13 protein-coding genes are annotated in these 13475 nt (G+C 71.5%); 10 read left to right on the forward strand and 3 right to left on the reverse strand.

The window, feature by feature from the left end; translation table 11 throughout:
- The first annotated feature begins 333 nt into the window (after positions 1-333).
- The 3 genes from ACIBLA_RS34135 (at position 334) to ACIBLA_RS34145 (ending at position 3559) form a co-directional block, all read left to right on the forward strand.
- On the forward strand, positions 334-1176 hold the full coding sequence (locus ACIBLA_RS34135) for a GNAT family N-acetyltransferase (RefSeq protein WP_363245429.1): 843 nt from the start codon (positions 334-336) through the stop codon (positions 1174-1176).
- Between the two features lie 15 nt (positions 1177-1191).
- Positions 1192-1767 carry a GNAT family N-acetyltransferase gene (locus ACIBLA_RS34140; RefSeq protein ID WP_399200854.1) on the forward strand — a complete coding sequence of 192 codons (576 nt, stop codon included), beginning with the start codon at positions 1192-1194 and terminating at the stop codon, positions 1765-1767.
- A 94-nt stretch (positions 1768-1861) separates the two neighbouring features.
- Positions 1862-3559, forward strand: coding sequence for a proline--tRNA ligase (locus tag ACIBLA_RS34145; protein WP_363245425.1), 1698 nt, complete (start codon positions 1862-1864; stop codon positions 3557-3559).
- A 195-nt stretch (positions 3560-3754) separates the two neighbouring features.
- On the opposite strand, the gene ACIBLA_RS34150 is transcribed toward ACIBLA_RS34145, so the two are convergent.
- From ACIBLA_RS34150 to ACIBLA_RS34160, 3 genes are read right to left on the reverse strand one after another with little or no spacing between them, the layout of a single operon-like run.
- Positions 3755-4651, reverse strand: a complete 897-nt coding sequence (locus ACIBLA_RS34150) for an aminoglycoside phosphotransferase family protein (protein WP_399200855.1) — start codon at positions 4649-4651, stop codon at positions 3755-3757.
- Positions 4652-4683: 32 nt separating this feature from the next.
- The gene (locus ACIBLA_RS34155; protein ID WP_399200871.1) at positions 4684-5091 is read right to left on the reverse strand and encodes a ferritin-like domain-containing protein; all 408 of its coding nucleotides are present in this window, start codon (positions 5089-5091) and stop codon (positions 4684-4686) included.
- Between the two features lie 14 nt (positions 5092-5105).
- Positions 5106-5717 carry a hypothetical protein gene (locus tag ACIBLA_RS34160; RefSeq protein WP_363245423.1) on the reverse strand — a complete coding sequence of 204 codons (612 nt, stop codon included), beginning with the start codon at positions 5715-5717 and terminating at the stop codon, positions 5106-5108.
- 153 nt (positions 5718-5870) lie between these two features.
- On the opposite strand from ACIBLA_RS34160, the gene rimP reads away from it, so the two are divergent.
- The 7 genes from rimP (at position 5871) to truB (ending at position 13324) form a co-directional block, all read left to right on the forward strand.
- Positions 5871-6371: a ribosome maturation factor RimP gene (gene rimP / locus ACIBLA_RS34165; RefSeq protein WP_363245422.1), complete on the forward strand. Its 501-nt coding sequence runs from the start codon at positions 5871-5873 to the stop codon at positions 6369-6371.
- Between the two features lie 2 nt (positions 6372-6373).
- Complete coding sequence (nusA, locus tag ACIBLA_RS34170; RefSeq protein WP_363245421.1) at positions 6374-7432, forward strand: transcription termination factor NusA; 1059 nt, start codon at positions 6374-6376, stop codon at positions 7430-7432.
- A gap of 359 nt (positions 7433-7791) precedes the next feature.
- Positions 7792-8142, forward strand: coding sequence for a YlxR family protein (locus ACIBLA_RS34175; protein ID WP_363245420.1), 351 nt, complete (start codon positions 7792-7794; stop codon positions 8140-8142).
- Between the two features lie 77 nt (positions 8143-8219).
- On the forward strand, positions 8220-11324 hold the full coding sequence (gene infB, locus ACIBLA_RS34180; RefSeq protein ID WP_363245419.1) for a translation initiation factor IF-2: 3105 nt from the start codon (positions 8220-8222) through the stop codon (positions 11322-11324).
- A 141-nt stretch (positions 11325-11465) separates the two neighbouring features.
- On the forward strand, positions 11466-11759 hold the full coding sequence (locus ACIBLA_RS34185) for a DUF503 domain-containing protein (RefSeq protein WP_363245417.1): 294 nt from the start codon (positions 11466-11468) through the stop codon (positions 11757-11759).
- 81 nt (positions 11760-11840) lie between these two features.
- On the forward strand, positions 11841-12416 hold the full coding sequence (gene rbfA / locus ACIBLA_RS34190; protein WP_399200856.1) for a 30S ribosome-binding factor RbfA: 576 nt from the start codon (positions 11841-11843) through the stop codon (positions 12414-12416).
- Positions 12413-13324 (forward strand): tRNA pseudouridine(55) synthase TruB, encoded by a 912-nt coding sequence (gene truB / locus ACIBLA_RS34195; RefSeq protein ID WP_363245414.1) that lies wholly within the window; start codon positions 12413-12415, stop codon positions 13322-13324. The genes rbfA and truB overlap by 4 nt, the downstream gene beginning before the upstream one ends.
- The last annotated feature ends 151 nt before the right edge of the window (positions 13325-13475 follow it).

The raw sequence follows: 13475 nt of genomic DNA on the forward strand, positions 1-13475 counted from the left end.
ACGGTGCCCGAGTCGAAGATCGTCGAGACCCTCATCGAGGAAGCGATGAAGATCGCCGAACAGATGGAGAAGGACGGGGTCCCGTCGGGCGAGCCCGAGGTCTCCATCAGCTGAGGGTCGGCCGGCCGGTGATCGGCCGAAGGCTCCGGAGCGTGCTTCGTAGCCGTACGCCGACTGCCTTCCGCGCCGTCCGCGGCCTCGCTCCTTACGGGCTCCGCACCCCACGCCTCAGGGCGTCGGGGGAGCGGGGCCCTTCTCGTGCGCGCGGCAAGCCACAGAAGTGGCGGGTACAGTGCGAAGAATCAGCAGACGTATGGTGAGGCCCCTCTCGTGTTGACGCAGACCACCACTCGGGTCCTCGACCCAGGCGAACTCGGCGCCGCGCTCGCCATTCTTGAGAGTGAGCCCGTCGCCAACGCCTTCGTGGCCTCGCGTGTCCAAGCGGCCGGCCTCGACCCCTGGCGCCTCGGCGGCGAGATGTGGGGCTGGTACGCGGACGGGCGACTGCGCTCACTGTGCTACTCCGGTGCCAACCTGGTGCCCATCTGCGCTCCCCCCGAGGCCGTACGGGCCTTCGCGGACCGCGCCCGCCGGACGGGGCGCCGCTGCTCGTCGATCGTCGGCCCCGCCGACCCCACAGCCCTCCTCTGGCGGCTCCTGGAGCCCAACTGGGGCCCCGCCCGCGAGGTCCGCGCGAACCAGCCGCTCATGGTCACCGAGCAAGTCCCCGACACGGTGCGGCCGGACCCCCTCGTACGCCGCATCCGTAAGGAGGAGCTGGAGACGATCATGCCGGCGTGCGTGGCGATGTTCACCGAGGAGGTCGGCGTCTCGCCGCTGGCCGGCGACGGCGGGCTCCTCTACCAGGCGCGGGTGGCCGAACTCGTCGGTGCGGGGCGGTCGTTCGCCCGTATCGACGACGGCAAGGTGATCTTCAAGGCCGAGATCGGCGCGGCCACGTCGCACGCCTGCCAGATCCAGGGCGTCTGGGTCGCCCCCGAGTTCCGCGGTCAGGGCCTCTCGGAGAGCGGCATGGCGGCCGTCGTACGGTACGCCCTCGCCGACGTCGCCCCCGTCGTCAGCCTCTACGTGAACGACTACAACATCCCTGCCAGAGCCTCCTACCGACGGGTCGGCTTCCGCGAGGTGGGCGCTTTCATGAGCGTCCTCTTCTGAAAGTAAGGTTCGGCCATGCCGAGCGTGCCGAGCTCTTCCGGGAGCGACTCCCAGATCCCCGACGTGCACGTCGGGCCGATCGACCTCGCCGCGCGCGTGGACGAGGCGCTGGCCGTGCAGGCGCTCGCCTTCGGGCTCAGCGAGGGTGAGATCGGCGTACGGCGCCAGATCGTGCTGCGACATCTCCTGGCGCCCGGTGCGCGCGCGTACGGGGCGGTCACCGGGGAGGGGCGGCTCGCGGGGTTCGTCTACGGCATGCCGAACGAGCGCTCCCACTGGTGGTCGACGGTCGTCGAGCCGTACCTGCGCGCCGAGGGCTGCGACGGCTGGCTCGACGACTCCTTCGTGATCACCGAACTGCACGTCCACCCGGTGTTCCAGGGCCGTGGCATCGGGCGCACCCTGATCACGACCATCACCGACGTCGCCCTGCAGCCCCGCTCGATCCTCTCCGCGATCGACACCGAGAGCCCCGCCCGCGGTCTCTACCGCACCCTCGGCTACCAGGACCTGGCGCGCCAGGTCCACTTCCCCAGCGCCGCCAAGCCGTACGCCGTGATGGGCGCCCCGCTCCCGCTGCGGCGCCGCTGAACGCAGTCGGGCGCGGCATTACTGATTTCCGCCCGCCGGTGTGCCCCGGCTAACCTCCTGCCAACACCCGAGAAGAAACGCAGGAGTGCTCCCCATGTCCCAGGTCCAGCGCATGTCCCGTTTGATGGCCAAGACACTGCGCGACGACCCGGCGGACGCGGAGACCCTCAGCCACAAGCTTCTGGTCCGCGCCGGGTACGTACGCCGCACCTCCGCCGGCCTCTGGAGCTGGCTGCCCCTGGGTAAGAAGGTCCTCGACAACATCGCCCGCGTCGTGCGCGAGGAGATGGACGCCATCGGAGCGCAGGAAGTACTGCTGCCGGCGCTGCTTCCCAAGGAGCCCTACGAGGCGAGCGGTCGCTGGGACGAGTACGGAGACCTCCTCTTCCGTCTCAAGGACCGCAAGGGCGGCGAGTACCTGCTCGGGCCGACGCACGAGGAGATCTTCACCCTGGTCGTCAAGGACCAGTGCACGTCCTACAAGGACCTGCCGGTGATGCTCTACCAGATCCAGACGAAGTACCGGGACGAGGCCCGCCCCCGCTCCGGCGTGCTGCGCGGCCGTGAGTTCCAGATGAAGGACTCCTACTCCTTCGACACCACGGACGAGGGACTGGCCGAGTCGTACGCGCTCCACCGCGCGGCGTACCAGAAGATCTTCGCGCGCCTCGGGCTCGACTACCGCATCGTCTCCGCCGTCTCCGGCGCGATGGGCGGCTCCGCGTCCGAGGAGTTCCTGGCCCCGGCCGCCGCGGGCGAGGACACCTTCGTGGACTGCCCCAACGGCGACTACGCCGCCAACACGGAGGCGGTCACCTTCACCCTCGCCGCCGTCGACGGGGCGGCGCACGGGGCTCTGGAGGAGCTGGACACCCCCGACACCCCGACCATCGAGACGCTGGCCGAGTTCCTGGGCGTGCCGGCCTCGGCGACGCTGAAGAACCTGCTGGTGAAAGTCGACGGCGAGATCACCGCCGTCGGCGTCCCCGGTGACCGCGAGGTGGACCTGGGCAAGCTCGGTGAGCACCTGGCGCCCGCCGTCGTGGAGCTGGTGACGGCCGAGGACTTCGAAGGCCGCCCCGAGCTGGTACGCGGCTACGTCGGCCCCCAGGGACTGAAGATCCGCTACATCGCCGACCCCCGCGTAGCGCCCGGCACCGCCTGGGTGACCGGCGCCAACAAGGCCGACACCCACGCGCGCAACGTCGTCTGCGGACGCGACTTCGAGGTCGACGACTACCTCGACGTCGTGGTCGTCGAAGAGGGCGACCCCTGCCCCGTGTGCGGCGCCGGGCTGAAGCTGGGGCGCGCCATCGAGATCGGTCACATCTTCCAGCTGGGCCGCAAGTACGCCGACACCTTCCAGCTCGACGTGCTCGGGCAGCAGGGCAAGCCGGTGCGGGTGACCATGGGCTCGTACGGCATCGGCGTCTCCCGCGCCGTCGCCGCGCTCGCGGAGCAGACCGCCGACGAGCAGGGGCTGTGCTGGCCCCGTGAGATCGCCCCGGCGGACGTGCACGTCGTGGCGGCGGGCAAGGCACTCCAGACGGAGCTGGCGGTCGACGTCGCGGAGAAGCTGGGCGCGGCGGGGCTGCGGGTGCTGGTCGACGAGCGGCCCGGTGTCTCGCCCGGTGTGAAGTTCACCGACGCGGAGCTGATCGGCGTTCCGAAGATCCTGGTCGCGGGGCGCCGCGCGGGCGACGGGGTGGTGGAGCTGAAGGACCGCCGCACCGGGGAGCGGGAGGAGCTCACCGTCGCCGAGGCGATCGCGCGTCTGACGGCCACCCTCTGACGGTCGGCGCGGCCCTTCGGGGGCGGGGCGACGGGCGGACGGGCGCGACGGGGTGAGGACGCATACGACGGGGGTGTACGGACGCATACGACGGGGGTGTACGGAGGGGGCGGGGGCGGGTGGGGCTGGTCGGGGTGATGGGCCGCACGCTCGCTCCACAGCCGCTCCGGCCGCCCCGTGACGGGCCCCTCTGAGCTACATCCAGCCTGCGAACTCCAGCAACAGTTCCGCGTCTTGGCGGCGTCCGGCCTCCAGCGCGCGGACGCCCGACTCCACCGCGCGGAAGAGCGTCCAGCCGCGCAGCCTCTCGCCGTCGATGTCCAGCGAGTCGGCCAGCTTGTTCACACGGCGCCGCGTCGCGGACGCGCCCGACGCCGCCGCGACAAGGTCCTCCACCCGGTCGCGTACCAGCGTCGCCAGGTCGTACGCGCGCTCACCCACCAAGGGCACGGGGCCGACCGCGAGCCACGGAGTGCGGTCGCCCGAGAGCACCTTGCCCTGCCGGAACGCGCCGTGGAGCAGCATCAGCTCCGCCGGCCCGGCCCCCAGCAGTTCCTCGCGCGCGTCGAGCGCCGCCGTCACGAGCGGAACGACCTGCGGGTCCGCCGCGGCCAGCAATGTCTCCGCCTGCCCGGCCGTCCGCTCGGCGACCGTTTCAAAGCCATGGTCGGCGACCGGCTCGACCCACAACTTCCGCACCGTTCCCGCCGCTTCGAGCAGTGACTTGGCTTCGGGCAGGGAGCGCAGCGACGTCTCCGTATGGAGGCGTTCAAGAAGCAGCGCACCGTCGGAGCCGGAGATGAGCTCCACCGAGCCCCAGCCCTTCCAGTGCGTCAGCGCCGCCCGCTCCGCCTCCGGCGCCGCGAACGGCGGGACCACCTTGAGCGCGGCCGGGGCGCCGTCGGGGCGCCGTACGAGCACCACGAGGCTGCTCCCGCCGCCCGGCGCCACCACCCGCTCGACGGTCAACTCCCGCCGCTCCACCGCCTCCTGGGCGATCCCTGGCAGCTGCCCGAGCCACTCTCCGGCGACGGACTCCCCGTACGTCTCGCTCAGGGTGCGCACCAGCCGCTGCGGCGGTTCGAAAGCCATACCTGCCTAGATCCCTTTCGGAGCGAGCGGGCTCACAGACGCTCGGCGAGCCCAGGAAAGGCTACGCCGCTGCCCCGCCAGCGCACCGCCCGCACCGCCGCCTCCCGCAGGGCCCCCGCGGCGTCCTGGCGCAGCGGCCCCTCAGCGGCACGTACGAGGTCGGAGTAGACCCCCGCGATCCGGTCCTCCAGGTCGGCGGCGAGCCGTACGGCGGCGGCCGAGTCGGGCACCTCGAAGGGCAGGTTGTACGCGGCGGCTGCCGCGACCGGCTTCCCGCCGAGATCGCGCACCGTACGCGCGAGGCTGTCGCGCCGGGCACGGTGCGCGTCGTACGCGTTCGTCGCCTCTCCGCGGCGTTCGTCGCCCACCCGGCCGCCCACGACGCCGTATCCGTACACCGCGGCGTGCTCCGCGGCGAGGGCGGCCTGGGCGGCGTCCATCGCACGGTCGGTGCTCACGAGGGGGATCCTTCCGTCAGCAGGAACGCGTGGGCGGCGCCGGCCGCCGCGAGGGAAGCCAGCAGCCGGGCGAACTCGGGCGGGGCGTGGACCAGTGCCTCACCGTGCGCCTCGGCGGTACGGCGCTCGGCCGCGGCCAGCTCCCGGAGCGCGGCGCGGGGGTCGGCGGGGACGGACGGCGCGGTCCCGGTGTCCCGGGCATCCCCGACGGCCGTCCCGAGCGACGGATCCGACGACGGGGCGGAGGAAGCCGACGCGGACGCAGATGCGGACGGCTTCGCCGACTCGCCCTTCTTAGGAGGCTGAGGAGGCGGCGCCAGAGCGGTCACGTGCCGTGCGACGGCGGCCCGCAGCGGCGTCAGCCGCGTCGCCTGATCCGGATGCCGCTCAAGCACCGCGTCGTACTGCCGCAGAAGCTCACGGCTGGTCCGGGCGGACTTCGCCCGCAGCGCCTTCGCGGCCCGGACGGCCGCCGCCCGCGCCGCGGCACCCGATCCGCCCTCGTCGTCCGCACCGGAGCAGGCGGTCAGCAGACCCCCCGCCGCAACCCCCGCCGCGGCCCCTGCGGCCAAGAGCGCACCTCTCCGTGTCGTCCCCGTGCGCCCCACGCGTGTCTCCCTCGGGCCTCGCAGTGATCACCGCAGGCGAGCGTACCTGCGGGTCAGCCGCAGGTGGACGGCAACACCCCCCGCGACCGGATACCCTTTGCCTGACACGCGACGATCCCACAACAGCACACACGCGGCCGAGGAGTCACCCGGATGAGCACCACCCACAGCGAGAGGCTGCGCGGACTGCTGGAACCGCTCGTCAGCGCGAAGGGCCTGGATCTCGAAGAGATCGAGGTGTCCCGGGCGGGCCGGCGTCGTGTGCTGAGGATCGTGGTCGACTCCGACGACGGCGTGGACCTGGACGCGTGTGCCGAGCTGAGCCGCACCATCTCCACGACTCTCGACGAGACGGACGTGATGGGCGAGGACGAGTACCAGCTCGAAGTGACCTCCCCAGGAGCCGACCGCCCGCTGACCGAGCGCCGTCACTACGTACGCGCCGTCGGCCGTCTGGTGAAGATCCAGCTTCATGAGGGCGACGAGTTCGTGGCACGTGTCCTCGCGGTGGACGAGGAAGGGCTCGACCTCGAAGTACCGGGCGTGAAGGGGCGCAAGCCGACCGCCCGCCGGGTCGAGTTCGCGTCGATCGCCAAGGCGCGCGTGGAGCTGGAATTCAACCGCAAGGACAAGAAGGAAGCAGAGGAGGCGTAGCCATGGACATCGACGTGAAGCTCCTGAAGGGCTTGGCACAAGAGAAGGAGATCCCCTTCGACCTGTTGGTCGAGGCGATCGAATCCGCCCTCCTCATCGCCTACCACCGCACCGAGGGAAGCCGCCGTCTCGCCCGCGTCGTCCTGAGCCGCGACAACGGTCATGTGACGGTGTGGGCCAAGGAGGACCCGTCGGAGCTGGAGGAGGGGCAGGAGCCGAAGGAGTTCGACGACACTCCGTCGGACTTCGGCCGTATCGCCGCCACCACGGCGCGGCAGGTCATCCAGCAGCGGCTGCGGGACGCCGAGAACGACGTCACGTTCGGTGAGTACGCGCGCCGTGAGGGCGACGTCGTCGCCGGGCAGGTGCAGCAGGGCAAGGACCCCAGGAACGTCCTGGTGCGGCTGGACGACAAGCTGGAGGCCATCCTCCCGGTGCAGGAGCAGGTGCCGGGTGAGGAGTACACGCACGGTCTGCGGCTGCGTACGTTCGTGGTCCGCGTCGCGAAGGGCGTACGGGGCCCGTCGGTGACCCTGTCGCGTACGCACCCCAACCTCGTGAAGAAGCTCTTCGAGCTGGAGGTCCCGGAGATCGCGGACGGCTCCGTGGAGATCTGCGCGATCGCCCGTGAGGCGGGGCACCGCACGAAGATCGCCGTACGGTCCACCCGCTCCGGTCTCAACCCCAAGGGCGCCTGCATCGGCCCCATGGGGGCGCGGGTGCGCAACGTGATGGCGGAGCTGCACGGCGAGAAGATCGACATCGTCGACTGGTCGGACGACCCGGCCGAGATGGTCGCCAACGCCCTGTCGCCGGCCCGTGTCAGCAAGGTGGAGGTCGTCGACCTCGGCGCCCGCTCCGCGCGGGTGACGGTGCCGGACTACCAGCTGTCGCTGGCGATCGGCAAGGAAGGGCAGAACGCCCGCCTCGCGGCCCGCCTGACCGGTTGGCGCATCGACATCCGGCCCGACACGGAGCAGACGGAGCAGACCGGCGGGGCGGACGACGCGCGGGACGACGGGGCGGCGGGTGGCCGGTCGCCACGCGGCGACCGAGGCTGACCCGCGGTACGCACGAGGCGGGCCCGGCGGCGTACGGGGCGGGAGACCGCGGCGTAAGGCGCGGCGGTGACCATAGCGATCACCACGGTCGCCCCGTACCCGCTACCAGCCAGTCGGCGACCGTGCACCGTCGCCGCCGCCGGCCGGTCCGTCGGCCGGTCCGTATCCGGCCATCGGCCGTCACCCGTCGGCCACCGGCGGACGCGACCGACCGCCGCCGATCAGCTCCGCTCGGGGCCCGCGACGTGCGGCAACGTTTGACGACGGACCGCGCGGAGATCAACCGAGTCTTTTTGGCCAGCAAGCGTTCGACCATTGCCCCAAAGGGGTGCGGACGGCGCGGGGAGGTAGACTTGAGCATGTCTGGCCGGACGCACGCCCGCGCCTGCCCTGAGCGAACCTGCGTGGGATGCCGGGAGCGAGCGGCCAAGAGCGATCTGCTGCGCATCGTGGTGGTCGAGGGTGCTTGCCTCCCTGATCCACGCGGTACGCTGCCCGGCCGGGGCGCGTATGTACACCCCGCCTCGTTCTGTCTCGATCAGGCGGTCCGCCGCCGGGCGTTTCCACGGGCCTTCAGGGTCAAGGGACCGCTCGACAGCACGGAACTGCTGGGATATGTCGAGCAGGTAGCAACGCACGAAGACGTACGGCACGGAACCCCGTGCGGTTCAGGTACCTCGCGAGTTGGAAGTAGGTCGAGATTGCGATGAGCACTCGATGAGTACGCGATGAGTACGCCCATGAAGTAGCGACGGTCCGGCGGTAACCCGGACCTAAAAGGAGCGAAGTGGCTAAGGTCCGGGTATACGAACTCGCCAAGGAGTTCGGTGTGGAGAGCAAGGTCGTCATGGCCAAGCTCCAAGAACTCGGTGAATTCGTCCGTTCGGCGTCGTCGACGATCGAGGCGCCGGTTGTACGTAAATTGACTGATGCTTTGCAGGGCCCCGGCGGCAACGCCGCCAAGCCCGCCGCGAAGCCCGGGGCGCCGCGTAAGGCGACCCCCGCCAAGCCCGCCGCGCCCTCCCCGGCGCAGGCGGCACGTCCGGCTGCTCCCAAGCCCGGTGCCCCGGCCCCCAAGCCGGCCGCCGCCGAGGCCCCGCAGAGCACCCCCTCCTCTCCGGCTCCGGCCGCGACGCCCGCCTCCGGCCCGCGTCCCGGTCCGAAGCCCCCGGCGTCGAAGCCCGCGCCGGCTCCGGTGCCCGCGGCCGAGTTCTCGGCCCCGGCTCCGGCGGCGCCGCAGGCGCCCCAGGCGCCGACCCCTCCGCGTTCCGGTTCGGCCACGCCGGGGCCCCGTCCCAGCGGTGGTCCGGCCGCCCGTCCGGCTCCGTCCGGCGGTCAGCGCGACGGTGGCCGCGGCGGCGATCGTCCTGCGCGTCCCGCGGGTCAGGGCGCCCGTCCGGGCGCTCGTCCGGCGGGTCCCCGTCCGGGCAACAACCCCTTCACCTCGGGTGGTTCCACCGGAATGGCGCGCCCGCAGGCGCCCCGTCCGGGTGGCGCCCCGCGTCCCGGCGGCGCCGGTGCGCCCGGCGGTCCGCGTCCGCAGGGCGCCGGTCAGGGCGGTCCCCGTCCGCAGGCCGGTGCCGGTGGCCAGGGCGGTCGCCCCACCCCCGGTGGTATGCCGCGTCCGCAGTCCCCGCGTCCCGGCGGCGCCCCGTCCGGGAACCGTCCGAACCCGGGCATGATGCCGCAGCGTCCCGCTGCCGGCCCGCGTCCCGGTGGTGGTCCCGGCGGAGGCCGTGGCCCCGGTGGTGCCGGTAGGCCCGCCGGTGGTGGCGGCGGCGGTCGTCCCGGTGGTGGCGGCGGTTTCGCCGGTCGCCCCGGCGGTGGCGGTGGCGGCGGTGGCTTCGCCGGTCGTCCCGGTGGTGGCGGCGGTGCTCCGGGCCGTCCCGGTGGTGGCGGTTTCGGTGGCGGCGGTGGCCGTCCCGGCTTCGGCGGACGTCCGGGTGGTCCCGGCGGCCGTGGTGGCACACAGGGCGCGTTCGGCCGCCCCGGTGGACCGGCCCGTCGTGGCCGTAAGTCGAAGCGGCAGAGGCGCCAGGAGTACGAGGCCATGCAGGCCCCGTCGGTAGGCGGCGTGATGCTGCCGCGCGGCCAGGGACAGACCGTCCGGCTGTCGCGCGGTGCGTCTCTCACCGACTTCGCGGAGAAGATCAACGCCAACCCGGCGTCGCTCGTCGCCGTGATGATGAACCTCGGCGAGATGGTCACGGCCACGCAGTCCGTCTCCGACGACACCCTGCACGTGCTCGCCGGCGAGATGAACTACGTCGTCGAGATCGTCAGCCCGGAGGAGGAGGACCGCGAGCTTCTCGAGTCCTTCGACATCGAGTTCGGCGAGGACGAGGGCGGCGAGGAGTTCCTCGTCGCGCGTCCGCCGGTCGTGACCGTCATGGGTCACGTCGACCACGGTAAGACCCGGCTCCTCGACGCCATCCGTAAGACGAACGTCGTCGCGGGCGAGGCCGGCGGTATCACGCAGCACATCGGCGCGTACCAGGTCGCCACCGAGGTCAACGACGAAGAGCGCCGCATCACCTTCATCGACACCCCGGGCCACGAGGCGTTCACCGCCATGCGTGCCCGTGGTGCCAAGTCCACCGACATCGCGATCCTCGTGGTGGCGGCGAACGACGGTGTGATGCCCCAGACGATCGAGGCGCTGAACCACGCCAAGGCGGCCGACGTGCCGATCGTGGTCGCGGTCAACAAGATCGACGTCGAGGGCGCGGACCCGACCAAGGTGCGCGGTCAGCTGACCGAGTACGGCCTCGTGGCCGAGGAGTACGGCGGCGACACCATGTTCGTCGACATCTCCGCCAAGCAGGGTCTGCACATCGACAGCCTGCTGGAGGCCGTGGTCCTCACGGCGGACGCCTCGCTCGACCTGCGGGCCAACCCGGAGCAGGACGCGCAGGGTATCGCCATCGAGGCGCACCTGGACCGCGGTCGCGGCGCCGTCGCCACCGTGCTCGTCCAGCGCGGCACGCTGCGCGTCGGCGACACGATGGTCGCCGGTGACGCGTACGGCCGTGTCCGGGCGATGCTCGACGACAACGGCAACAACGTCGAGGAAGCGGGTCCCGCGACTCCCGTCCTGGTCCTGGGACTCACCAACGTCCCCGGCGCCGGCGACAACTTCCTGGTCGTCGACGAGGACCGCACCGCGCGGCAGATCGCCGAGAAGCGTGCCGCTCGTGAGCGGAACGCGGCGTTCGCCCGCAAGGGCGTCCGGTTCTCCCTGGAGAACCTGGACGAGGCACTCAAGGCCGGCCTGGTGCAGGAACTCAACCTCATCATCAAGGGCGACGCGTCCGGTTCGGTGGAGGCTCTCGAGTCCTCGCTGCTCCAGCTCGACGTCGGTGAAGAGGTCGACATCCGGGTCCTGCACCGCGGCGTCGGTGCGGTCACGGAGTCCGACATCGACCTGGCGATGGGCTCCGACGCCATCGTCATCGGCTTCAACGTGCGCGCCGCGGGGCGTGCCTCGCAGATGGCCGACCGCGAGGGCGTCGACGTCCGCTACTACTCGGTGATCTACCAGGCCATCGAGGAGATCGAAGCGGCCCTCAAGGGCATGCTCAAGCCGGAGTACGAGGAGATCGAGCTCGGTACGGCGGAGATCCGCGAGGTCTTCCGCTCGTCCAAGCTCGGCAACATCGCGGGTGTTCTCATCCGGTCCGGCGAGGTCAAGCGCAACACCAAGGCCCGGCTCGTCCGCGATGGCAAGGTCATCGCGGAGGACCTCAACATCCAGGGTCTGCGCCGCTTCAAGGACGATGTCACCGAGATCCGCGAGGGCTTCGAGGGCGGTATCAACCTCGGAAACTTCAACGACATCAAGATCGACGACGTCATCGCGACGTACGAGATGCGCGAGAAGCCGCGCGGCTGATGCACGGCTGATGGTGCGTTCCGGGGCCGGTCGACGGTTGTTTATTCCGTCGATCGGCTCCGGCCGTTCCGTGTACGGTTTATGTGCCCCTGCCAAGCGCTGGCGGGCCCGACCCCGTACCGGCGGGACATCCGGATACACATGTATGTGGGGACACTCTCCTTCGACCTGCTCCTCGGCGACGTACGGTCGTTGAAGGAGAAACGCTCGATCGTCCGGCCGATCGTCGCCGAACTCCACCGGAAGTTCGCGGTGAGTGTGGCGGAGACCGGCGACCAGGATGTTCATCGCAGGGCCGAGATCGGTCTGGCGGTGGTGTCCGGGGACACGGGGCATCTGAGGGACGTTCTGGACCGGTGCGAGCGCATGGTCGCCGGCCGCCCGGAGGTGGAGCTGCTGTCCGTACGACGGCGGCTGCACGGAGACGACGACTGAACCGCCCGGCCCCGGCAGGTGGCCCCGGTCGCGGCAGCAAGAGCAGCAGACAAGAAACCCAGAAGGAAGAGTGACGGACCGGTGACCGACAACGCGCGGGCGCGCAAGCTGGCCGACCGCATCCAGGTCGTGGTCGCGGAGACCCTGGACCGGCGTATCAAGGATCCGCGGCTGGGGTTCGTGACCATCACGGACGCCCGGGTCACCGGCGACCTGAGGGAGGCCACGGTCTTCTACACGGTCTACGGCGACGACGAGGAGCGCGCGGCGTCCGCCGCCGCCCTGGAGAGCGCCAAGGGCGTGCTGCGCTCCGAGGTGGGGCGTCAGACCGGCGTCCGGTTCACGCCGACGCTGGCGTTCGTGCCGGACGCCCTGCCGGACAATGCCCGCACCATCGAGGACCTTCTCGACAGGGCGCGTGCCAAGGACGCCGAGGTGCGTGAGGTGTCGACCGGTAAGACCTACGCGGGCGAGGCAGACCCTTACCGCAAGCCCGGTGACGAAGGCTACGAGGACGACGGCGAGGGCGAGGCGGAGGCCGCGCACGAGGCCGGCGGGTCTTCGGCCGACGAGTCTTCGGGCGGCGGGTCTTCGGCCGCTGCCGCCGGTGGGGCGCGTAGCGGCGACGACGACACGGACGGTGCCGCCGCTCCATGACACAGCAACTCCCCACGCCCGACGGCCTTGTCATCGTGGACAAGCCGTCGGGCTTCACTTCGCACGACGTCGTGGCCAAGATGCGCGGGATCGCCAAGACCCGCCGCGTCGGCCACGCCGGCACGCTCGACCCCATGGCGACGGGTGTTCTGGTCCTCGGCGTGGAGCGGGCCACCAAGCTGCTGGGGCACCTCGCCCTGACCGAGAAGGAGTACCTGGGCACCATCAGGCTGGGGCAGGACACCGTCACCGACGACGCCGAGGGCGAGATCACCTCGACCACCGACGCGTCCGGCGTCACCCGTGAGGGCATCGACGCCGGGGTGGCCGCCCTCACCGGCGCGATCATGCAGGTGCCGTCCAAGGTCAGCGCCATCAAGATCGACGGGAAGCGGTCGTACGCGCGCGTACGGGGCGGTGAGGACTTCGAGATCCCGGCCCGGCCGGTGACGGTCTCGTCGTTCCAGGTGTACGACGTCCGCGCGGACGTCGCCGAGGACGGTACGCCCGTGGTCGACCTGGTCGTTTCGGTCGTCTGCTCCTCCGGTACATACATCCGCGCCCTCGCCCGTGACCTCGGTGCGGGGCTCGGCGTCGGGGGGCATCTCACGGCGCTCCGCAGGACGCGGGTCGGGCCGTACGGTCTCGACGAGGCCAGGACGCTCGACCAGCACCAGGAGCGGCTGACGGTCATGCCGGTCGCCGACGCCGCCGCGACGGCTTTTCCGCGCTGGGACGTCGACGAGAAGCGCGCCAGGCTGCTGCTCAACGGCGTACGGCTGGACATGCCCGCGCGCAGGGGCGGGACCGGCTCCGGCCCCGTGGCCGCGTTCGGCCCGGACGGGCGGTTCCTGGCACTGGTGGAGGAGCAGGGCGGCAAGGCGAAGAGTCTGGCGGTCTTCGGCTGACCGGATGCGGGCTCCGGCCGGTCAACATCCGCCTACCGTCGGGGCCGTGGGTGGCCGGGACCGGGCGAGGCCGGTGCGGTTCTGCGATCCGGCGGGCGGGCCCCGCGCGCCCCAACTCACCCACCACGCCGTGGCACTTGTCAGCGAACGT

Origin of the sequence: Streptomyces sp. NPDC050433, assembly GCF_044458565.1 — a bacterium.
In the GTDB taxonomy this organism is placed as follows: Bacteria; Actinomycetota; Actinomycetes; order Streptomycetales; family Streptomycetaceae; genus Streptomyces.

What these genes read in the sequence shown, in the direction of transcription:
- ACIBLA_RS34140 (WP_399200854.1), top strand. Translation starts at nt 1,192, where the DNA reads ATGCCGAGCGTGCCGAGCTCTTCCGGGAGCGACTCCCAGATCCCCGAC.
- ACIBLA_RS34145 (WP_363245425.1), top strand. Translation starts at nt 1,862, where the DNA reads ATGTCCCAGGTCCAGCGCATGTCCCGTTTGATGGCCAAGACACTGCGC.
- ACIBLA_RS34150 (WP_399200855.1), bottom strand. Translation starts at nt 4,651, where the DNA reads ATGGCTTTCGAACCGCCGCAGCGGCTGGTGCGCACCCTGAGCGAGACG.
- ACIBLA_RS34155 (WP_399200871.1), bottom strand. Translation starts at nt 5,091, where the DNA reads ATGGACGCCGCCCAGGCCGCCCTCGCCGCGGAGCACGCCGCGGTGTAC.
- rimP (WP_363245422.1), top strand. Translation starts at nt 5,871, where the DNA reads ATGAGCACCACCCACAGCGAGAGGCTGCGCGGACTGCTGGAACCGCTC.
- nusA (WP_363245421.1), top strand. Translation starts at nt 6,374, where the DNA reads ATGGACATCGACGTGAAGCTCCTGAAGGGCTTGGCACAAGAGAAGGAG.
- ACIBLA_RS34175 (WP_363245420.1), top strand. Translation starts at nt 7,792, where the DNA reads ATGTCTGGCCGGACGCACGCCCGCGCCTGCCCTGAGCGAACCTGCGTG.
- ACIBLA_RS34185 (WP_363245417.1), top strand. Translation starts at nt 11,466, where the DNA reads ATGTATGTGGGGACACTCTCCTTCGACCTGCTCCTCGGCGACGTACGG.
- truB (WP_363245414.1), top strand. Translation starts at nt 12,413, where the DNA reads ATGACACAGCAACTCCCCACGCCCGACGGCCTTGTCATCGTGGACAAG.